This window comes from Thermosynechococcus sp. JY1331 (assembly GCF_031583475.1).
GTDB lineage: Bacteria > Cyanobacteriota > Cyanobacteriia > Thermosynechococcales > Thermosynechococcaceae > Thermosynechococcus.
This window is the reverse complement of sequence record NZ_CP134180.1, coordinates 429,380-450,750: the sequence shown is the minus strand read 5'-3', so window position 1 is coordinate 450,750 and position 21,371 is coordinate 429,380. Positions and strand designations below refer to the sequence as shown.

The window sequence follows — 21,371 nt, the reverse complement described above, 5'->3', positions numbered from 1 at the left end:
GTCCCCCTAGGGGGGAGCGCTTTCGAGAAACTGGTTGAGGTCTTCCACGAGACGATTTAGCTCTGCCTCTGTCGTCAGGCGCATGCGATCATCTCGCACGGTCAATAGAACCTTGGCGGCATAGGGATTGGGCCAGATATTGGGATTACAAAACACTTCGAGGAAGACCTCGCCCACGTGCTGATATTCCATGGCCGCTTGGGGAGACAGGGGAGTACCGCTGGCTTTGGCATGGGCGATCGCCCGCATGCGTTCCATTAAAGCCTGAATCTCTTGCCGTAGGGCCTCTGCGGCTGTCCGAGAGAAGCGAAAACTCACCGAGCCTTCGACCAAGTTCACCCGCATCCGATAGTCATCCATAGGCTCTGGCTGCACACAACTGTTGTCATTTGCTGTCATTATAGGTGTCCGTTCACAAAGGACAGCCCTAGGGAGCCTCCTCCCCCTGTGGGGGATCTACGCCCTGACCCACCAGATATTCATAGCGCAGCAGTTCAAAACTCCGCTCACCGTAGCGATCGCGAATGTGTTCGCAGCAGCACTGAATGGCAAATTCGTCGAGTTCCTCGGACGTAACCCCATACAAATCCTCAAAGACTTCTGGCGTGACGCGGCAAAAGCGGGGGCGATTCTCGTAGATGCGGCAGCGGCGGCTGAAGGGGTCAAAGTGAATACACCAGCCATCGGCACCAATGAGGGATTGGTAGAGGGCAAATTCCTCTGCATTGAGAATGGTGGGCACTTCTGAGCGATCGCGCAACTCAAGGTAACAACAGGCGCCACACCCCTGCATGCATTGCCATTTTCTCATCGGGATCATGTTGAAGATAAAGCGACCGTTTCTGTTGAGGTCAGTGCATCTGGGGGCACTTCCTCCAGCCAAATTTGATCGCCTCGCGGATCAACCCGACTCACCCGCACCAGTACCGATTCTCCCAACTTTGCCTGCCGTTGAAAGCGCATGGCCAGTTCTAGCCCCAAATCCTCCAGCAGTACTAGCCCCAGTCCCTCCTCCGGACGCAACCAACGCAGCACAATGCCCCGCCACACCTCTTCGCGATGCCGCCGCAAGTACTCTAGGCACCAATAACGATTGGTCTGCCGCTCCACCAAAGCGGACTCCTGAACCGAAGACATCAGTCCCAATAAAATTTCATTGAGTTGTTCTGGTGTCAGGGGCGGCCTTTCTCCCCGCAGGTGGGCTTTAATCTGACGGTGTGCCAGCAGATCCGTGTAGCGACGAATCGGGGAGGTCACTTGGCAGTAGGCATCAAGACCCAGACTGGCGTGGGGATTGGGTTGGGTACTCATTTCACTGCGGGGCATACAGCGACGAATGGCACAGTCCCGCACCATTCCAGCGGGCAGTTGCAACAATTCCTCCTCTGGGGGCAGTTCTGGCGGTGATTGACTGCGAAAGGGCAGAGGGATGCCCTCACGGGCGCCAAAATGGGCGGCTACTTCACCGGCAAGAATCATCATTTCTGCCACCAGTTGGCGGGCGGGGGAGTCATGGAGGGGCGAGATTTCCACCTCTTCACCAGCCACTTTAATGTTGGGTTCAGGGATATTAATGCGAATCGCTCCCCGTTGTTGTCGCCACTCACTACGCCGCTGTCCCCATTGGGCGATCGCCAGCAGATCCGCTTCCCCGGTCACCCCCTGCTCCAAAATCATGTCCACATCGTCATAGCTCAGGCGATAGGTGGGGCGAATCCAACTGGGGCAAATTTCGTACTCCAGCACTTCGCCGTTGTCGGCTAAAAGAATGCCAAAACTCAGCGCACAACAGGTTTGTCCCGCGACCAAACTCATCGGTCCTGTAGCCAACTCCGTGGGAAACATGGGAATCATCCCCGTCGGTAGATAGACCGTTGTGGCGCGGCGGCGAGCCTCCTGATCCAAGACATCATCCACCATCACCCAGCGGGTGGGATCAGCAATGTGAATCCACAGCTTTTGGCGATCGCCCACGACTTCGAGGCTGAGGCCATCGTCAATTTCTTGGGTGCTTTCGTCGTCGATGGTATAGACCTTGAGATGGGTGAGATCGCGGCGCAGGGGAGCGTCAATATCTGTAGGGGGTGAGGTGAGGCGTTCATGGGCCACAGCAAGTACCTTGGCAGAGAATTCAACGTCAATTTGACTCCGGCGCAGGAACAGATTTTCGTGCTCTGACCAGAGGCCGAGATCCACCAACAGTTGGAAAGCGCCCAAGGGTTGGGTGGGACGCTGCAATTCACTGAGGAGGTCAATGGCTGCTTGGTGTTGGCCACTGGGTTCAATGGCTATAGCATAACGTTCTAACTGCTCAAGGCGTTTGCGATCGCTGGCAGACCACGCCACAGTTTCCCCCTTCAGGGCTTGGGTCAAATGTTCACGGAAGCTAACTTCCTCCGCTAAGCGTTGGGCTTCCCGCTCGCTTTGATGTTTGAGTTCTGCCACTTGGGCAGCCGGTCGAGGCTCGTAGGTTTCCCCCTTGAGCTTGAAGTAGAAACGATCCTCACTCAGGAGATAGTAGGCCGCATAGCAGGCCACCGCCGATCGCTCCGAAAAAAGCAGCTCCGCTAGATCCGCTGGCGTAATGGGGCGGTTTTCCTCGCGGATAATTTCCCAAGCCACTTCTAGACTGTCGGCATCCAAGAGCGGCTGCACCTGCCGCCAAAATGTGGGAATCTCTTGGGGACGAAACCGCTGCTCGGGCACCGTAAAGGTCAGTTGGCGCGGATGAATGGTGTGGGCTTGCAAATGCTGATCAATGGCAATCCAATGCTTTTTACCTTCGGGGCGATCGATCACCGCCAAGCGACGCTGGTTATTGACCCGAAATTCAATGAGGGTGCCTTTCTCCACGGCTGCCGTGCTGTACCATAACTTGACAATTATAAAGTTTATTGCCTCTGACTGAGCAGCAGGGGATAACCACAGTAGCGTTCCAACAGCACAATGGCGACAATATCATCAATGGGTCGGGGGGGCAGGCGCAACCCCTTGGGAATCAGCTGCTGCCAACCGTGGGGCGGAAAGAGTTGCCAATAGCGATCGCGGGCATCTAGGGTACTATTGCGCTCATCCACTGGAATAATTTCTACAGCCAAAGCCGCTTGCAATTGCTGCTGCCACTGGCGGGAGGTGGTTTGATTGCCCATAATCACCTGTTCAAATGGGTAGGCTTGATGCCACTCTTGGACACGGGCGATCGCGCGATCGCTGGCCACCACTTCATAGCGCACCACTTCTTGACCAAGGGCAAGGGCTAACCCACACTTGTCCCGCCCTGGATCAAACCCCAATAAATACTTAGTGCGACCCATTTGCGTCATTTGCTAGAGTGGAAAGGTTATCGAATTGGGAGCGATCGCCCTGTGAGCCTACCCGCTGCGACCATCCGTCGTCTGTTGAATGTACCGCAAGTTGCCGCCATTTGGGTCGGTGGCGGCCGCAGGCTGGACAGCGAGAACGACGAGGTCTTTTGTGCGGCTTGGCTCGATCCCAAGGATCAGGGGGTACGCAGCATGGAGGTGGGTCAGTTTCCACCCACCCCAGAGCAACTGATGCGGCTGTTGGTGCAGGCGATCGAATATCCCCGCCATCACCAAGCTCAGCCCTGCCGTCCCCACACCATCATCGTTGATGACCGCGAGTTGCAATTTTTTCTGCGCGGTGTGGTGGCTCCCCTCGATATTCAGGTGGAGTATCAAGCCCACATTCCCCTGCTGGCTGAATTTTTTGAATTCATTGCGGCGGAACTCACCAGTGATGATGAAGATATCGAGGTGCTCCCCCCTGAATATGTTTCTCTGTACAAACAGAAAATTAGGGAATTTGCTCAACTGGACATCTGGCGGCGCCTAGACAGTCTTACCCCCCTTAAACTCCACTGCGACGCTTGGGACTCTCCCACCCTCTTTGCGGTACTGGTGAACCCCCAAGGGGCCAACCGTGACTTTGGTCTAATGCTCTACCGCGGGGAGGAGGCACTACGCAACTTTTGGCAGCAGATTGATCAAGAATATCCCTACATTGACGAAGACGATGATGAGCGCTTAGAGGAAACGGTTCTGCGCAACGATTGTCTCTTCTTGAATTTTTCCGAGGTTGACGAAGGGGATTTAGGCAATGATCTCTCTTTTGTCCTCAAGGGGCATCTTTACACCATTGAACCGGGTGTCATCCATCCTTTGGAGGGAATGCGACCCTTTTACGCCCCTGAAGAAGCGGAAATGGTCTATGTGGCAATCGAGGCTCTGATCAAATTCTGGAAAAAGACCAAGAAACAGTTTGAGAAGGAGGAGTGCCCTGAACTAGACCTGAGGTTCAAGATTCCTTCACCCCGCCATTCTGCCCTTAGTTATCAGGTGCACGTGGCAACAGTGCCAGCGATGATGGCAGAAATCAATGGTGACCCTGAGGAGAGCGAATCACAGCACCAGATTCCCATTGATACGGAAGCAATTCCGGGGGAAGCCTATATCCTCTTTAAGTTGTTTCCGCCGAAAGAGCTACAGGAATTACAAGCAGCCGTCTCTTACCATCAACGGGGGGAGATTCCCGAGGCGTTTGAGGGCTATCCCGTGTTGACGATTCAAACCAAAAAAGCCGCAGCGGAGGCGCTCGCCGCCAAAATTGCTGAGGAGGGCGGCATTCACCATCTAACGGTCTTTCCCCTCTCAGGTCCCGAGCAAATAGTCATGCTCCTTGCCCAAACCAATGCCAACCATCTTTGGCTTTTGGATACCTTTGACCCCGAAAGTGGTTCGCTGCTCCTCGATTGGATCAAGGAGGTCAATGACCTTGAGGGCGCCTGTGGCCTTGCTGTGGCCTATGGCATGACGGGCAAAACGCGGATGCAGCCAACCCTCAAGCAAATCGTGGGACTTTTTGAAACGTCTCTGGTTTTTAGTTTCGTGGACACCCAACGTCCACCGACCCCTCAGCCCATTGAGATTTCTAAACGCTAGAGAACGGTGAAGTCCCTACGGATTCTACTGCTTCAGGCACGGGGCGATCGCACTACGCAGCAGGAGGAATTGGCAGAATTTATCCGCTTGAGCGGTTTGGCCGCCGAGCAATTTACAGTGCTCAATGGCTTTGAGTGTGCTGACTTTACCCCCGACTGTATTCAAGGCTTTGATGCCCTTTTTATCGGTGGCTCCAGTGATGCCACAGTGCTCAAGCCAGAGATCTATCGCTTTGTACCGTCGGCAATGGACTTAATTTTGGCCTGTATTGAGCAGGAGATCCCCGTGTTGGCCTCCTGCTTTGGCTTTCAATTGGCAGTGCAGGCCTTGGGAGGGCAAGTGATTGTAGATCGCGAGGCCATGGAAATGGGCACCTACCCTTTGTATCTTACCCCAGCAGGGGTTGCGGATCCATTGTTTGCTGGCTTTCCCAATCCCTTTTTGGCCATTTCCGGACATCAGGAACGCGCCTTGACCCTGCCAGCGGGAGCGACCTTACTGGCCTACAGTGAGTTGTGTCCCTACCATGCCTTTCGCTTGGAGGGCAAGCCCTTTTATGGCTTTCAGTTTCATCCCGAGGTGGACGATCGCGACCTGATTGCCCGCATTAGCCGTTATTGCGATCGCTATCAATTGGGCACTGCCGAACTGGAAAAACTCAAGCAAACAGCCCGTCCTACCCCCTACGCCAATCAGTTGATCCGCCGCTTTGTTGAGGTGGTGCTGGGCTATATTCCCAGTTGTGCTTGAATCTCTGCTAGTTGCTCCTCTAGGGTGGTGGCTTGCAGCCAATGGATGCCGGGTTCTGCCCGAAACCACGTCCGCTGCCGTTTGGCAAATTGTTGGGTGTGCTGTACCGTGAGCGCAATCGCCGCCTCAAGGGTGAGTTCTCCCCGCAGATATTGGCGCATCTCGCGATAGCCCAGTGTATCTAATAGGGGCAGTTCATCACCGTACTGCGCTTGCAGTTGCCGAATTTCATCGAGCCATCCCATGGCCAGCATTTGCTGGGTGCGTTCTTCAATCCGTGCCCGCTGCTGTTGGCGATCGCCCCCTGGCAGGGCAAAGTACCAAATCGGGTAGGGAGGCGGTTCGCGCCGCTGCTGCTGGCTGAGGGGTACCCCCGTGACGTAATAGACTTCCAAAGCCCGCAGGGTACGCACGTGATCGTGGGCATGGATGCGTTGCGCCGCCACAGGATCCACCTGCTGAAGCCATTGATAGCATTCCTGCTGACCCAGCGCCATCAACTGTGCCCGTAGATGTGGTTGCGGTGGGACTTGGGGCATTGTTAGCCCTTGGGTAATACTGCGGATGTACAATCCTGTCCCCCCCACCAAGAGGGGTGTGATCCCTTGGGCGTGGTAGTGGGCAATGAGGGCTTGGGCTTTGGCTTGGTAAATCGCTAGGGTCAAAGTATCGCGGGGGTCACATATATCAATGAGGTGGTGAGGCACCTGCTGTTGCTGGGCGGGAGTGGGCTTGGCGGTGCCAATATCAAAGCCGCGATAGACTTGGCGGGAGTCGGCACTCAAAATCACACTGTTCAATTGCTGCGCGAGGGCGATCGCCAGTGCCGTTTTGCCGGTGGCCGTTGCCCCCCCAATAACAATTAGCCCTGCATCCCCCACTCAAATACAGCCTGAAAATTTCCTAGAATCGCCTATAACCCTTATGTGCTAAAATTTAGGTCAGATTTGACATTTAGGCAAGTGAAGACGCATTTGCCTCGATTCTATAGCAGTTAGGGAGTTGCCATGACCGCCGAGTATTCCTCTGCCCAGTTGCGGGTACTCAAAGGCCTTGAACCCGTGCGGACACGACCGGGGATGTACATCGGCAGCACTGGCCCCAAGGGACTCCACCACTTGGTTTATGAAGTCGTGGACAACTCCGTTGATGAAGCCTTAGCGGGATACTGTTCCACCATTCTAGTTCAGATCAATGCTGATGGCTCCGTCACGGTCACCGACAATGGGCGCGGGATTCCAACGGATATTCACCCCGATACCGGCGTCTCTGGGGTTGAGACGGTGATGACGGTGCTCCACGCCGGGGGCAAGTTTGGCGATGGTGGCTACAAAGTCTCAGGGGGGTTGCACGGTGTGGGTGTCTCTGTGGTCAACGCCCTCTCGGAATGGTTAGAAGTGACGGTGTGGCGCAATGGTTTTGTCCATCATCAGCGCTATGAACGGGGGGTTCCCATTACTCCCCTCGAAAAGACCCCCGATAGTGAGGAACGGCGGGGTACCTCAGTGACCTTCTTTCCTGATCGCCAGATTTTCACAGAAACGATTGAATTTGACGCCAAGGTGCTGATGACACGGCTGCGGGAACTGGCCTATCTCAATGCCGGCATTCGTATTGATTTCAAGGATTTGCGCGTTACGCCCCCCTTGAGTGAAACCTACTGCTATGAAGGCGGTATCCGTGAATATGTTCGCTACATGGTGCAGGAAAAGGAACCCCTTCACCCAGAGATCATCTACATTCAGGGGGAAAAAAACGATGTGCAGGTGGAAGCAGCCCTACAGTGGTGTGCCGATGCCTACAGTGAAAACCTGCTAGGCTTTGCCAATAATATCCGCACCATTGATGGCGGTACCCACATGGAGGGGCTAAAGGCAGTCCTAACGCGGACGCTCAATGCCCTTGGCCGCAAGCGCAATAAACTCAAGGAGGGGGACGCCAATTTGGCGGGGGAAAACATTCGCGAAGGCCTCACCGCCATTATTTCAGTAAAGGTGCCCAACCCTGAATTTGAAGGGCAGACAAAAACCAAACTCGGCAATACCGAAGTACGCGGCATTGTGGATGCCATTGTGGGCGAAGCCCTAACGGAATACCTTGACTTTCATCCGACCGTCACCGACACGATCTTGGAAAAAGCCATCCAAGCCTTTAATGCGGCTGAAGCGGCGCGGCGGGCACGGGAAATGGTACGGCGCAAGTCGGTGCTGGAGTCTTCGACGCTGCCGGGGAAATTGGCGGATTGCAGTTCACGGGATCCCGCTGTCTCGGAAATTTTCATTGTCGAAGGTGATTCTGCCGGTGGCTGCTTTGCTGGTGATACAAAGGTGGCTCTCGCCGATGGCCGTTGCCTCAGTTTTGTGGAGTTAATGGCAGAACAAGCGGCAGGCAAGGAGCATTTTGGCTACACAGTTCGCCACGATGGCACGATTGGTATTGAGCGACTGGTCAACGTCCGCAAAACCAAAACAAATGCTGAAGTCATTAAGCTCACCCTTGACAACGGCGAGGTGATTATCTGCACCCCCGATCACCGTTTCATGCTCCGCAATGGTGAGTATAAAGAGGCACAGGCGTTAACTCCCGATGATTCCCTAATGCCACTTTATCGAAAAGCATCTAGCAGCGCTGATTCAGGAATTACGATCGATGGCTACGAAAGGGTTTGGGATCCTCGATCAAATTCTTGGCTGTTTACCCACATGCTTGCAGATTGGTATAACCGCTGGCAAGGAAAATACGCCTTAGAAAGTGGTGAGCATTGTCATCATGTTGACTTCAACAAGCGAAACAATAATCCCACGAATCTGATTCGTCTGTCTGCTGATGCACATCTTGAACTTCATCGCCAGCACATTGATAAAACCTTACATCGTCCTGAAGTTAAGGAGAAGTGCCGTCAGAAGTGGAAAGAAGCACTATCAAAGACCTACTTTGACAAGACAATTAAAGCCCTAAAGAAAATTGAGTTAGAACAAGGTAATATTGATTTAGAGTCTTATCGCGAATATCGTTGCCAAATACGTGATAAGTCGCTCCTACACTTTGAAACTTTCTGTAATCGGTACTTTGATGGCGATTCAAATCGTGCCTTAGAAGCAATCAAAAACTATAACCATCGCATTGTCTCAATTGAGGTTATGGATGAAAAGATTGATGTTTACGATTTAGAAGTGCCGGGAACCCATAACTTTGCGCTGGCCAGTGGCGTTTTTGTTCACAACAGTGCCAAACAAGGGCGCGATCGCCGCTTCCAAGCAATTTTGCCACTGCGGGGCAAGATTCTCAACATTGAAAAAACCGATGATGCCAAAATCTACAAGAATAATGAGGTGCAGTCCTTAATTACTGCCCTTGGTCTGGGCGTGAAGGGAGAGGAGTTTGATCCTGCCAAGTTGCGCTATCACCGCATCATTATTATGAGTGTGGCCGGGGATGAACCCACCCTTGTCATGAATGCCTACGGCCAAGTGGAATTGGTCAAAATTGGCGAGTTTATTGATCATTGCATTGAGGGGCAACGGATTGCTGAGCACTATCAGGTGATGTCCTTTGATCCCAAGACGGGTCAGACTCGCTTTCAACCCCTGAAGGCAGTGATTCGCCATTCCCATGAAGAGCCAATGTATGCGATTCAAACCCGCTACCATCGCTCCATTAAGGTGACGGCCTCCCACAGTGTCTATGTTTATGAAGACGGTCAGATCAAGTTGAAAAAAGGAAATGAGATTCGAGTGGGCGATCGCCTCGTTGCCAGTCGTCGTTTACCGCGTCCCCCAATTGTTGAGCGCATTGATCTGCTGCACTTGTTTTACCAAGCGGGTCTCACGGAGGGGCTGTATCTCAAGGGGGAAGGTGTCAAAGCCCTGTGTGGCCAACAACTGCTAGCACGGGTCGAGTGCTCCTCGGAGGGGCAAGAACCGCGTGTTGCCTATGATCCCCAGCTGTGGGAACCCCTACGGCAAGCGCGTCAAGTCCAAGGGCTCAGTCAACAGGCCGTTGCTGCCCAAGTCGGGGTAAACCAAGCCATCACTATTTCCCAATGGGAACGGGGTCAAACCACGCCCACACTGAAACACTTCCTCAATTATCTAGAGGCCATTCAGTGGCATCAGCCACTCCAATACCAAACGTTACCGTCGCGGCTTGAGAGGATGCAGCATCAAAGTGACGACAGCAAAAATGCCTCCTACCGCCAAATCAGCGGTTATCAGCCCCTCGATAGCTTTACCCTTGCGGAACTAGAGTGCCTCACTGGGGAGGTGCAACTCGTGCCCCATGCCCACCATGACAAAGCTTTTGGCCGATATTTAGAGGTCAATCGGGAGTTACTGTGGTTTTTAGGCTGGTATGTAGCCGAGGGAAGCCTGAGTCAACATCAAGTTAGCCTCAGCTTGGGGCGAAAAGACCAGCCCTTTATCCCTGAACTCTGCTGTACCATTGAGACCCTCTTTGGCGAGTCTCCTCACTGCGATGCTGACTCTGAAAGTCAAGGACAAAAACTCTACTTCCACAGTGTCTTGGCAGCCTGTTTACTCAAAGCCTTGGGGGTGGGGGGCAAAGCCCACGAGAAGTGCCTGCCCTCCTTGGTGTGGCGGGTGCCACTAGAGCTACAGTTGGCCTTTTTGGAGGGGTATTTCCTCGGTGATGGGGCGATCGCCCGCAGCCACATCTCTATGACCACCACTTCTCCTACCCTCAAAGATGGCCTCCTCTACCTGTTTGGTCAGTTGGGCTGGGTAGCAAGCTGGACAACGCTAAAACCAGAAGCAGTGGCGAATTCACAGCTACAAACCCGCCACGAAGTGCATTGCCTCACCCTGAGCGGTAAACCCCAACTGGAAGCTGCTCGGCTCATTTGGCAGCGTCATCCCCACAGTGAATCCCTGACGGCCTATCTGGCTTCGCCCCACCACAAGCCACTGGCTTTTACCCCTATTAGTGAAGACTTAATGGCGCTAGAGGTGACGCAAGTTGCGGAAATTCCACCCGTGGGTGAGTATGTCTATGACTTCTCAGTGGAGGGGGATGAAAACTTTATTTGCGGTGTCGGTGGCTTGTGTGCCCACAATACAGACGCTGATGTGGATGGTTCCCACATTCGCACCTTGTTGCTGACCTTTTTCTATCGCTATCAGCAGGAATTGATTAACCAAGGCTTTGTCTATATTGCCTGCCCACCCCTGTATAAGGTTGAACGCGGGCGACAGCACTTCTATTGCTATAGCGATCGCGAGCTGCAACAGCAGATTGCCGCCTTCCCGGAAAATGCCAACTACACGATCCAGCGCTTTAAGGGTCTCGGGGAAATGATGCCTGAGCAGTTGTGGGAAACGACGATGAACCCAGAGACGCGCATTCTCAAACGGGTGGAAATTGAAGATGCTGCTGAGGCCGATCGCATTTTCACGATCCTGATGGGCGATCGCGTGGCACCTCGTCGCGAATTTATCGAGACCTATGGCCCCCAGTTGGCTCTAGAAAACCTCGATATCTAAAGCCAGCCCCCAGAGTAGATGTGCTATAGTAGCTCTAGTTTGGCTGCGACGTTGGTGACTGCCAATATTGTTTTGTGATCTACAATTGCAAAACATTTGGGAATCAACACTGTGGGCGGCAGTAGACTGGCCATTGAGCCAGAAACTTCTAAGTCTACGGTTAGCATTCCCCCCTAGTCTTTACTAGGTCATAAACTGAGGTAAAACGGCGTCGCGGTTAGACTTTTCCTAACCATGAACCATCGCTACATTCTCCTGTACAAACCCTATCGGGTGCTTTGTCAGTTTCAAGATCAAGAGGGGCGATCGACCCTCAAGGATTATGTTCCCATTCCCGATGTTTATCCCGCTGGCCGCCTCGACTACGACAGCGAGGGGCTGGTTCTCCTCACCAATGATGGCTGGTTGCAACACCGCTTGACGGATCCCCGCTATGGCCATCCGCGCACCTACTGGGTACAGGTAGAAGGGGAACCGGATACAGCAGCCCTGACGCAGTTGACCGAAGGCGTTGTCATCCAAGGCTATCGCACGCGACCTGCGGTTGTCCAAGTACTGGCACAGGAACCCTCCTTACCCCCTAGGGAGCCACCCATTCGTTATCGTCGTTCTATTCCCACCCATTGGCTGAGTCTGACGTTGCGGGAAGGTCGCAATCGCCAAGTCCGCCGCATGACGGCTGCGGTAGGGTTACCTACGCTGCGCTTGGTACGCGTGGCGATCGCCAACTTGCAATTGAGTGGCCTTGCCCCCGGAGAATGGCGCGAGGTTCTGCCCCAAGAACGGCAAACCCTTTGGCGAGCCTGTGGTCGGCGACCGCCTCGACTTGCTTAGCACTTAGCATTCCTTAATAACCGAGGGCGTCTATATTAAGATGAGGTAACACTTGTTATTTTTGACTGCACTGCATTCACGAGGTCGTCCCATGGGACAGCCGTTTCTCAGCAAAGTTGGTCGTCCATGGCTGATCGGGGGGGCGATCGCCATCGGATTAGGCAGCTTGGCATTCAGTTTGAACTATTGGCAGCAACGTCAACGGGTCAATGAAGAACAGGCAATTCAGGCAGCCCTTGCTAATCCCATGAGCGATCGCATTACCGCCTTGGGCCGATTGGAACCCGAAGGGGAAGTTGTGGCCGTCAGTGCTCCCTCAATGACCGAACGGCTAGGGCAGTTGTTAGTGCGCGAGGGCGATCGCGTGGTGGCCGGTCAACCCCTTGCCTATTTAGATACCTATCCGGAGCGCAAAGCCGAACGCGATTTGGCGGTCAGTCAGTTGCAGGAAGCCCGCTTGCGCTATGAGGCCGAAACCCGCCTCGCCCTTGCTCAAATTGCCGAAGCCGAGCGGCGGCGCGATCGCGCCAATGAACCGGCCATTGCTGCCATTCAAGCCCAGCAGGCTACGATTCAACGCATTCAAGCGGAACTCGAGACCGCCAACCGCGAATATCAGCGTTTTGCCCAACTTTTTGCCAATGGGGCAGTGTCGCAACAGGATCTCGACGATCGCACGGTTCGCGTCCGGAGCTTACAGGAAGAACTGCGCAACGCCCAAGCCAACCTTGTTCGCCTACAGGAGGAACGGCGTACGGAACTTGCCACCGCCACTGCTCAGATCGAAGCCGCCCAAGCCAATCTCGAACGAGCGCAAACCCAAGTGCAGCTCCTCTCAGCAGAGCGCAATCTGCAACTGGCAGAAGCCCGCCTTGAGCGCACCATTATTCGCGCCCCCCGCAATGGTCGGGTGCTGCGGATTCACACCAGAGCCGGCGAAACCATCAACGAACGCGGGATTCTCGAACTGGGCAACACCGATCAAATGTATGCCGTTGCTGAAGTCTATGAAACCGATGTTCCTCGTGTGCGGGTGGGTCAGCCCGCGGAAATTCGCAGTCGTGCCTTGAAGGCCCCCATTACCGGCCGCGTGGCGCAAGTGGGTTTGGTGGTGGCCAAGAATGACGTGACTGATACGGATCCAGCCGCAAAAACCGATGCGCGGGTTGTGGAAGTGAAAATTCGCCTTGACAACAGTGAGCCGGTGGCGGGTTTAACAAATATGCAAGTGGAAATTGCCATTGATCCGCGCTGAGGTTCAAGGATGATTTTTGCAATTCCCTTAGCTTGGCTACAACTGATTCGAGAGCGCATTCGGCTCTTGGTGGCGATCGCGGGCATTGCCTTTGCAGTGGTGCTGATGCTGATGCAGTTTGGCTTTCGCGATGCCCTCTTTAAGGCGGCAGTGCGCTTCCACGAGAGCTTAAACACCGATATTGTCCTCATTAGTCCCCAATCCACGGCGCTGATTGCCATGCGCAGCTTCCCGCGGCGGCGACTCTACCAAGCAGCGGGCTTTGAAGGGGTCGAGTCGGTTTCTCCCCTCTACCTGAGTTTTGGTCTCTGGCGCAATCCCATTAACAAAAGTACTCGCCAACTGATGGTGATTGGCGTCGATCCGCTGGCGGTGTCCATTTCCGTATCCGATACCCCCCACTGGCAAGATGCGATTAAGCTAGCGGACCATGTTCTTTTTGATGCCCAATCCCGCGCTGAGTTTGGCCCGATTCCTGAGCTATACCGCCAGGGGGAAGAGGTCACGACCGAAGTCTCTGGCCGCAAAATCACCGTGGCAGGCTTGTTTCGCATGGGAGCCAACTTTGGTGCCGATGGTAATTTGCTCACGAGTGATTTGAACTTTTTGCGCCTTTTCCCCGAACGTCATCCGGGGCTAATCGATGTGGGTTTAGTACGGGTGCAGCCGGGGGTGAATACGAAAGCATTGGCACGGCGGATGAATGCTTCCCTCGGCAATGATGTACTGGTGATGACCCGTGAGGAGTTTGCTGAGTTTGAGCGCAGTTATTGGGAAAAGAGTACCTCCATTGGCTTTATTTTCTCCCTTGGTGCCCTGATGGGATTTATCGTTGGTTCCGTGATTGTCTATCAAATTCTCTACACCGATGTCACGGATCACTTGGCGGAGTATGCCACCCTCAAGGCCATGGGCTACCGCGATATCTTCTTCTATGGCGTGGTCATGCAGGAGTCCTTGATTCTCTCCTGTATGGGCTATGTTCCAGGCTTTATCGTGTCATTTTTACTCTACATCCTGATTGCCAGAGCCACGTCACTGCCAGTGTGGATGACCGTAGAGCGCGCCAGTTTGGTCTTTACCCTCACGGTCTTAATGTGTACCCTTTCGGGGGCGATCGCCATGCGGCGGATCCAAGCGGCTGATCCTGCCGATATTTTCTAGGATGGTGTTATGGAGCCAGTGATCCACATTCAAGGCCTCAATCACTACTTTGGTCAGGGGCAACTGCGCAAGCAAATTCTCTTTGATCTCTGCGCTCGCATTGAGGCGGGTGAAATTGTGATCATGACGGGGCCTTCGGGGTCAGGGAAAACCACACTGTTAACCCTGATCGGTGCCTTGCGATCGGCACAAGAGGGCAGTCTGCGGGTTCTGGGTCAGGAGCTACGCAACGCCACAAAAGAGCAGCAGATTCAAATTCGGCGGCAAACGGGCTACATCTTCCAAGGGCACAATCTGCTCCATGCTTTGACGGCTCGCCAAAATGTGCAAATGGCGCTGGATTTGCAACCCCACCTCAGTCCACAGGAAGTCCGAGAGCGGGTGGAAGCCATGCTCTGTGCCGTTGGTCTTGGAGAGCGCCTTGACTACTATCCCCATGAACTTTCGGGGGGGCAAAAGCAACGGGTGGCGATCGCCCGCGCGCTGGTGGGACATCCCAAAATTGTTCTAGCAGATGAGCCCACGGCTGCCCTCGATAAAAAATCCGGTCGCGATGTGGTGGAAATTATGCGTGCCCTTGCTCGCGAACAGGGCTGCACCATTTTAATTGTGACCCACGATAACCGTATTCTTGATGTCGCCGATCGCATTATTCACATGGAAGATGGCCGCCTCTCAGAAACCACAATTGGCCTTTCCGCCTAGCCTAGAATAGAGGCAAGCAGTGCAGGGCAAATCCACTGATCATGTTTGCAGCTCCGCAGGGGACAGTGCCAATGTTGGAGAGTGGCGATCGCCTCAGTCGCGAGGCCTTTGAGCGCCTGTATGCCCAATGTCCCCATATTAAAAAAGCTGAACTCATTAACGGAGTCGTGTACGTGGCCTCCCCTGTGCGGGTGAATTCCCACAGCCGTCCCCACAGTCTCGTCATGGGCTGGTTGATGGCCTTTGAAGTGGCAACAGCCAACGTCATGGTGCTCGATAATGCCACCGTCCGCTTAGATGCCCAAACAGTGGTGCAACCCGATGCCCTGCTGCGCCTTGTCAATGGCACCTCCTGTATCAGCGAGGATGATTATCTTGAAGGGGCGCCTGAACTCATTGTCGAAATTGCCAGTAGCAGTGCCGCCTACGATCTCCACGACAAACTAGAGGTTTATTGTCGCTGTGGGGTTCGGGAATACTTGGTCTGGGTGGTACCGGAGCAGGATTTTCACTGGTATCTCAGGGAAGGAACAAGCTACCGCCGTCAAGCGCCCGATGACCACGGCATTTTTCGCAGTGGGCACTTCTCTGGATTGTGGCTACACTGGCCAGCCCTAAGAGACGGTCATTTAACGCTTGTTTTGGAAACCCTGCACACAGGATTGAAGTTGCAGCAAACCCCATAACTATTAGTGAACTGTCGCTTAACTGTAAGAACTCTGTGCTATGGTCATAGGTAGCGGCTTGCAAGCGCGGCAGTGGCACTTGTCAACTCTTCTCGTTTCCAACAGCTTTATCTTGCCAGAGGTCTCCGGCGGCAGTGTTTGCCGTAAGCGGAGCTTTTGGTGTGCTTGACAGGGCAACGCCTCTTCATTTAAGATGCAAGATCCGCGTTTTAGCGATACCCTCTAGAGGATATACATGGCTAGTAATCAGATTTACACGCCACCCGCTTTTACCTTGCCAGACCTTGTCGAGATTCAGCGGGCCAGCTTCCGATGGTTTCTGGAAGAAGGACTCATTGAAGAGCTAGAGAGTTTCTCCCCCATTACTGATTATACCGGCAAAATTGAGTTGCACTTTTTGGCCAAGGACTACCGACTCAAGGAGCCGAAGTATAGCGTCGATGAGGCCAAGCGGCGGGATGCCACCTACTCAATGCAAATGTATGTCCCGACTCGCCTCATTAACAAAGAAAATGGCAATATCATTGACCAAGATGTGTTCATCGGCGATCTGCCCCTGATGACCGATCGCGGCACGTTTATTATCAATGGTGCAGAGCGCGTCATTGTCAACCAGATTGTCCGCAGTCCTGGTGTTTACTACAAATCAGAAACCGACAAAAATGGTCGCCGTACCTACAATGCCAGCCTGATTCCTAACCGAGGGGCTTGGCTGAAGTTTGAAACCGACAAGAATGATTTGCTGTGGGTGCGCATTGACAAAACCCGCAAGCTTTCAGCCCATGTTCTCCTCAAGGCCTTGGGGTTAACCGATAGCGAAATTCTAGAGCGGCTGCGTCACCCCGAGTACTACCAAAAAACTGTTGAAAAAGAAGGCAAATTCTCCGAAGAAGACGCCCTCATTGAATTGTACAAAAAACTACGCCCAGGGGAGCCGCCCACGGTTTCAGGGGGACAACAGCTTCTGGAGTCGCGCTTCTTTGATCCCAAACGCTATGACCTTGGCCGGGTGGGTCGCTATAAGCTCAACCGCAAGTTGCAGCTGAATATTCCCGACTCGGTACGCATCCTCACCCCAGAAGATATTCTTGCGGCCATTGATTATCTAATTAACCTCGAGTTTGATCTGGGCACGATTGATGACATTGATCACCTAGGCAACCGCCGCGTCCGTTCTGTGGGTGAATTGCTGCAAAACCAAGTGCGCGTTGGCCTTAATCGCCTAGAGCGGATTATCCGCGAGCGGATGACGGTGTCTGACACGGATTCTTTGACGCCCACTTCGCTGGTGAATCCGAAGCCATTGGTGGCGGCCATTAAGGAATTCTTTGGCTCTAGCCAGCTTTCCCAATTCATGGATCAAACCAACCCCCTCGCGGAACTCACCCATAAACGGCGCTTGAGTGCCCTAGGCCCTGGGGGACTCACCCGTGAGCGGGCGGGCTTTGCGGTGCGGGATATTCACCCGAGTCACTATGGTCGCATTTGCCCCATTGAAACCCCTGAAGGTCCCAACGCTGGGTTGATTGGTTCCTTGGCCACCCATGCCCGCGTCAATGAATATGGCTTTATTGAGACGCCTTTCTATCCGGTGAAAGATGGTCGCGTCCTGAGGGATCAGCCGCCTATCTACATGACCGCTGACGAAGAAGATGATAAGCGGGTAGCACCGGGGGATGTGCCCACCGATGAAAACGGCTACATCCTTGGGGATGTGGTGCCGGTACGCTATCGTCAAGATTTCACCACCACCACCCCCGATCAGGTGGACTACGTGGCAGTTTCGCCAGTACAGATTATCTCTGTGGCCACCTCGCTAATTCCCTTCCTAGAGCACGATGACGCCAACCGTGCCCTCATGGGATCCAACATGCAGCGGCAGGCAGTCCCCCTGTTGCGACCGCACCGTCCCTTAGTGGGTACAGGTCTAGAGGCTCAGGCAGCACGGGACTCTGGGATGGTGATTCTCAGCCAGACCAATGGTGTGGTCACCTATGTGGATGCCAATCAAATTCGCGTCAAAACCGATAACGGCCCTGAGATGACCTACACGCTGCAAAAGTACCAGCGCTCCAACCAAGATACTTGCTTGAATCAACGACCGATTGTCTTTGTCGGCGATCGCGTGCAGGCAGGACAAGTGATTGCTGATGGCTCCGCCACTGAGGGGGGCGAACTAGCCCTTGGCCAAAACATCCTTGTGGCCTATATGCCTTGGGAAGGCTACAACTACGAAGACGCCATCCTGATCAGCGAGCGGCTAGTTCAAGAGGATGTCTATACCTCCATCCACATTGAGAAGTACGAGATCGAGGCGCGGCAAACCAAACTTGGACCAGAGGAAATTACCCGCGAAGTGCCCAACGTGTCCGAGGATGCCTTGCGGCAGTTGGATGAAAACGGCATTATCCGCATCGGTGCCTTTGTCGAGGCGGGCGATATTCTCGTTGGTAAAGTCACCCCCAAAGGGGAATCGGATCAGCCCCCCGAAGAAAAACTCCTGCGTGCCATCTTTGGTGAAAAGGCGCGGGATGTGCGGGATAACTCCCTGCGGGTACCCAATGGTGAAAAAGGGCGCGTTGTCGATGTGCGCGTCTTTACCCGTGAGCAGGGAGATGAACTACCCCCCGGTGCCAATATGGTGGTGCGGGTCTATGTGGCTCAGAAGCGCAAAATTCAGGTGGGGGACAAAATGGCCGGCCGCCACGGCAATAAGGGGATTATTTCCCGCATTCTCCCGGTGGAGGATATGCCCTTCCTGCCCGATGGTCGCCCCGTGGATATTGTCCTCAATCCCTTGGGGGTGCCTTCACGGATGAATGTGGGGCAAGTCTATGAGTGTTTGCTGGGCTGGGCTGGGGAGTGCCTTGGTCGTCGGTTCAAAATTACTCCCTTTGATGAAATGCACGGCAAGGAAAAATCCCGTGAAACCGTCCATGCCAAGCTACAAGAGGCCAAAGAAGTCACGGGTCAAGATTGGGTCTTTAATCCTGAGGATCCGGGCAAAATGGTCGTCTATGATGGCCGCACCGGTGAACCCTTTGACCGGCCAGTGACGGTGGGGATGGCCTATATGCTGAAGCTCGTGCACTTGGTGGACGATAAGATCCACGCCCGCTCCACAGGGCCTTACTCTTTGGTTACTCAACAGCCCCTCGGTGGTAAAGCCCAGCAAGGGGGTCAGCGCTTTGGCGAAATGGAGGTGTGGGCATTGGAGGCCTATGGTGCCGCCTATATTCTCCAAGAGTTGCTGACGGTCAAGTCCGATGATATGCAAGGACGCAATGAAGCCCTCAATGCCATTGTTAAAGGGCAATCCATTCCACGACCGGGCACGCCAGAGTCCTTCAAGGTACTGATGCGGGAGCTGCAATCCCTGTGCTTGGATATTTCCGTGCGCAAGGCCAGTATTCCCAGCTTTGATGACGATGGCGAAATGAAACCTGACCCCGAGGTGGATTTGATGGTGGATGTCAGCCCTCGCCGTACCCCGGCACGACCCACAATTGACTACAGTGCCCTCGACGACACGGACGACAAAGAAGGGGCAACGACATTCTAAACACTTAGAACTGAGTCAGCTTGTTTGGGGGGCGATCGCCCCCTTGATCCATTCACCGCCAAAGGATTTGTGAGTTTATGCCCAGAATCGAGCAACGCTTTGATTATGTAAAAGTGTCTCTCGCGTCACCGGAGCGCATCATCCAATGGGGGCAGCGCACGCTCCCCAACGGTCAAGTGGTGGGCGAGGTGACTAAACCAGAAACCATTAACTATCGCACCCTCAAGCCGGAGATGGACGGCCTCTTCTGCGAGCGGATTTTTGGTCCTGCTAAGGATTGGGAGTGCCACTGCGGTAAATACAAGCGGGTGCGCCATCGTGGCATTGTCTGCGAACGTTGTGGCGTTGAAGTCACCGAATCGCGGGTGCGCCGCCATCGCATGGGCTACATTAAGTTGGCTGCCCCAGTGACCCATGTCTGGTATCTGAAGGGGATTCCCAGCTACATGGCGATCCTGCTGGATATGCCCCTGCGGGATGTAGAGCAAATTGTCTATTTCAACTCCTATGTAGTGCTAGATCCGGGCAATCACCCCGGTCTCAGCTACAAGCAGCTCCTAAGCGAAGATCAGTGGCAGGAAATTGAAGAAGAGATCTACAGCGAAGACTCGGAGCTAGAGGGTATTGAGGTGGGTATTGGGGCTGAAGCCATTCAACGCCTGCTTCAGGATTTAGATCTGCAAGCGGAGGCCGACCAACTGCGGCAGGAAATCCTCAACTCCAAGGGGCAAAAACGCGCCAAGCTGATCAAACGGCTGCGGGTCATTGACAACTTCATTGCCACTGGAGCAAAGCCAGAGTGGATGGTTTTGACGGTCATTCCCGTGATTCCACCGGATCTGCGGCCAATGGTGCAGTTAGATGGCGGGCGTTTTGCCACCTCTGACCTCAATGACCTGTACCGCCGCGTCATTAACCGCAACAACCGCCTTGCCCGCCTGCAAGAGATTCTCGCCCCCGAGATTATTGTGCGGAATGAGAAGCGCATGCTTCAAGAGGCGGTGGATGCCCTGATTGATAATGGCCGTCGCGGTCGTACGGTAGTGGGCGCCAATAACCGTCCTCTGAAGTCTCTGTCTGACATTATTGAGGGGAAACAGGGTCGCTTCCGCCAAAACCTGCTGGGGAAACGGGTGGACTACTCCGGTCGTTCGGTGATTGTGGTGGGGCCAAAACTGCAAATGCACCAGTGTGGCCTGCCTCGGGAAATGGCCATTGAACTCTTCCAGCCCTTTGTGATTCACCGCTTGATTCGCCAACAAATTGTCAACAACATTAAGGCAGCGAAGCGGATGATCCAGCGCAATGACCCCCAAATTTGGGATGTGCTGGAGGAGGTGATTGAGGGTCACCCCGTGCTGCTCAACCGTGCCCCAACCCTCCACCGTTTGGGGATTCAGGCCTTTGAGCCAATTCTGGTGGAAGGGCGTGCCATTCAACTGCATCCCTTGGTGTGTCCTGCCTTCAACGCGGACTTTGACGGTGACCAAATGGCGGTGCACGTGCCCCTCTCGATTGAGGCCCAAGCGGAGGCGCGGATGCTGATGCTAGCCTCAAATAATATTCTGTCGCCGGCCACGGGCAAGCCGATTATTACCCCCAGCCAAGACATGGTTTTGGGTTGCTATTACTTGACGGCAGAAAATCCGAAGCTGCCAGATTATAGCGATCGCTACTATGCCAACTTCCAAGACGTGGTCATGGCCTACGAACAGGGACACTTGCCGCTCCATGCCTTTGTCTGGGTGCGCTACGACGGTGAGGTGGACGATGGTGATACCAGTGAACCTCAGATTACGACCTATGAAGATGGTTCCCGTTTACTGGAGTATTCCCTGCGGCGGGTCAAGGAGGATGCTAACGGTCAACTGATTTCCCAATACATCCGCACCACCCCCGGTCGCATCATCTACAACCAAACGATTCAAGAAGCCCTAGCCAGTTAATTTGGGAGAC

At 54.0% G+C, this 21,371-nt stretch carries 15 protein-coding genes, 1 other RNA gene and 1 pseudogene; 12 read left to right on the top strand and 5 right to left on the bottom strand.

Annotated elements, in window-relative coordinates:
• Positions 1-6: 6 nt before the first annotated feature.
• The 4 genes from RHJ31_RS02095 to RHJ31_RS02080 all read right to left on the bottom strand — a co-directional run bounded on the left by RHJ31_RS02095 (position 7) and on the right by RHJ31_RS02080 (position 3,323).
• Complete coding sequence (locus tag RHJ31_RS02095) at positions 7-360, bottom strand: hypothetical protein (protein WP_302677191.1); 354 nt, start codon at positions 358-360, stop codon at positions 7-9.
• A 67-nt stretch (positions 361-427) separates the two neighbouring features.
• On the bottom strand, positions 428-811 hold the full coding sequence (locus tag RHJ31_RS02090) for a YkgJ family cysteine cluster protein (RefSeq protein WP_302677190.1): 384 nt from the start codon (positions 809-811) through the stop codon (positions 428-430).
• Positions 812-816: 5 nt separating this feature from the next.
• Positions 817-2,853: a ribonuclease catalytic domain-containing protein gene (locus RHJ31_RS02085; protein ID WP_302677189.1), complete on the bottom strand. Its 2,037-nt coding sequence runs from the start codon at positions 2,851-2,853 to the stop codon at positions 817-819.
• 38 nt (positions 2,854-2,891) lie between these two features.
• Positions 2,892-3,323, bottom strand: a complete 432-nt coding sequence (locus RHJ31_RS02080; RefSeq protein WP_302677187.1) for a resolvase — start codon at positions 3,321-3,323, stop codon at positions 2,892-2,894.
• A 42-nt stretch (positions 3,324-3,365) separates the two neighbouring features.
• On the opposite strand from RHJ31_RS02080, the gene RHJ31_RS02075 reads away from it, so the two are divergent.
• Together RHJ31_RS02075 and RHJ31_RS02070 are read left to right on the top strand one after the other, a co-directional pair.
• Positions 3,366-4,961: a DUF6930 domain-containing protein gene (locus tag RHJ31_RS02075; protein ID WP_302677186.1), complete on the top strand. Its 1,596-nt coding sequence runs from the start codon at positions 3,366-3,368 to the stop codon at positions 4,959-4,961.
• 6 nt (positions 4,962-4,967) lie between these two features.
• Positions 4,968-5,711 (top strand): type 1 glutamine amidotransferase, encoded by a 744-nt coding sequence (locus RHJ31_RS02070; protein ID WP_302677185.1) that lies wholly within the window; start codon positions 4,968-4,970, stop codon positions 5,709-5,711.
• On the opposite strand, the gene miaA is transcribed toward RHJ31_RS02070, so the two are convergent.
• Positions 5,690-6,592, bottom strand: coding sequence for a tRNA (adenosine(37)-N6)-dimethylallyltransferase MiaA (miaA, locus tag RHJ31_RS02065; RefSeq protein WP_302677184.1), 903 nt, complete (start codon positions 6,590-6,592; stop codon positions 5,690-5,692). The genes RHJ31_RS02070 and miaA overlap by 22 nt on opposite strands.
• Positions 6,593-6,718: 126 nt before the next feature.
• Here miaA and RHJ31_RS13140 point away from each other — a divergent pair.
• From RHJ31_RS13140 to RHJ31_RS02020, 10 genes and pseudogenes are all read left to right on the top strand, one after another.
• A pseudogene (locus tag RHJ31_RS13140) lies at positions 6,719-9,109 on the top strand (ATP-binding protein); the annotation flags it as partial.
• Positions 9,110-9,130: 21 nt separating this feature from the next.
• On the top strand, positions 9,131-11,209 hold the full coding sequence (locus RHJ31_RS13135) for a helix-turn-helix domain-containing protein (protein WP_315862973.1): 2,079 nt from the start codon (positions 9,131-9,133) through the stop codon (positions 11,207-11,209).
• Between the two features lie 37 nt (positions 11,210-11,246).
• Positions 11,247-11,433: non-coding RNA, 6S RNA (ssrS, locus tag RHJ31_RS02055), on the top strand.
• A gap of 10 nt (positions 11,434-11,443) precedes the next feature.
• Complete coding sequence (locus tag RHJ31_RS02050) at positions 11,444-12,043, top strand: pseudouridine synthase (protein WP_302677182.1); 600 nt, start codon at positions 11,444-11,446, stop codon at positions 12,041-12,043.
• A 91-nt stretch (positions 12,044-12,134) separates the two neighbouring features.
• Positions 12,135-13,298 (top strand): ABC exporter membrane fusion protein, encoded by a 1,164-nt coding sequence (locus tag RHJ31_RS02045; RefSeq protein ID WP_302677181.1) that lies wholly within the window; start codon positions 12,135-12,137, stop codon positions 13,296-13,298.
• Positions 13,299-13,307: 9 nt separating this feature from the next.
• Positions 13,308-14,462, top strand: coding sequence for an ABC transporter permease DevC (gene devC, locus RHJ31_RS02040; protein WP_302677180.1), 1,155 nt, complete (start codon positions 13,308-13,310; stop codon positions 14,460-14,462).
• Positions 14,463-14,471: 9 nt separating this feature from the next.
• Complete coding sequence (locus RHJ31_RS02035; protein WP_302677179.1) at positions 14,472-15,167, top strand: DevA family ABC transporter ATP-binding protein; 696 nt, start codon at positions 14,472-14,474, stop codon at positions 15,165-15,167.
• A 41-nt stretch (positions 15,168-15,208) separates the two neighbouring features.
• A complete protein-coding gene (locus tag RHJ31_RS02030; protein ID WP_302677178.1) occupies positions 15,209-15,853 on the top strand; it encodes a Uma2 family endonuclease in 645 nt (214 codons plus the stop codon).
• 235 nt (positions 15,854-16,088) lie between these two features.
• The gene (gene rpoB / locus RHJ31_RS02025; protein ID WP_302677177.1) at positions 16,089-19,415 is read left to right on the top strand and encodes a DNA-directed RNA polymerase subunit beta; all 3,327 of its coding nucleotides are present in this window, start codon (positions 16,089-16,091) and stop codon (positions 19,413-19,415) included.
• A gap of 77 nt (positions 19,416-19,492) precedes the next feature.
• The gene (locus tag RHJ31_RS02020; RefSeq protein ID WP_302677176.1) at positions 19,493-21,361 is read left to right on the top strand and encodes a DNA-directed RNA polymerase subunit gamma; all 1,869 of its coding nucleotides are present in this window, start codon (positions 19,493-19,495) and stop codon (positions 21,359-21,361) included.
• The last annotated feature ends 10 nt before the right edge of the window (positions 21,362-21,371 follow it).

Excerpts from the sequence above, each read along its gene's own strand:
- RHJ31_RS02095 (WP_302677191.1), bottom strand. The coding sequence starts at position 360 with ATGGATGACTATCGGATGCGGGTGAACTTGGTCGAAGGCTCGGTGAGT.
- RHJ31_RS02090 (WP_302677190.1), bottom strand. The coding sequence starts at position 811 with ATGAGAAAATGGCAATGCATGCAGGGGTGTGGCGCCTGTTGTTACCTT.
- RHJ31_RS02080 (WP_302677187.1), bottom strand. The coding sequence starts at position 3,323 with ATGACGCAAATGGGTCGCACTAAGTATTTATTGGGGTTTGATCCAGGG.
- RHJ31_RS13135 (WP_315862973.1), top strand. The coding sequence starts at position 9,131 with ATGAGTGTGGCCGGGGATGAACCCACCCTTGTCATGAATGCCTACGGC.
- RHJ31_RS02050 (WP_302677182.1), top strand. The coding sequence starts at position 11,444 with ATGAACCATCGCTACATTCTCCTGTACAAACCCTATCGGGTGCTTTGT.
- RHJ31_RS02045 (WP_302677181.1), top strand. The coding sequence starts at position 12,135 with ATGGGACAGCCGTTTCTCAGCAAAGTTGGTCGTCCATGGCTGATCGGG.
- devC (WP_302677180.1), top strand. The coding sequence starts at position 13,308 with ATGATTTTTGCAATTCCCTTAGCTTGGCTACAACTGATTCGAGAGCGC.
- RHJ31_RS02035 (WP_302677179.1), top strand. The coding sequence starts at position 14,472 with ATGGAGCCAGTGATCCACATTCAAGGCCTCAATCACTACTTTGGTCAG.
- RHJ31_RS02030 (WP_302677178.1), top strand. The coding sequence starts at position 15,209 with ATGTTTGCAGCTCCGCAGGGGACAGTGCCAATGTTGGAGAGTGGCGAT.
- rpoB (WP_302677177.1), top strand. The coding sequence starts at position 16,089 with ATGGCTAGTAATCAGATTTACACGCCACCCGCTTTTACCTTGCCAGAC.
- RHJ31_RS02020 (WP_302677176.1), top strand. The coding sequence starts at position 19,493 with ATGCCCAGAATCGAGCAACGCTTTGATTATGTAAAAGTGTCTCTCGCG.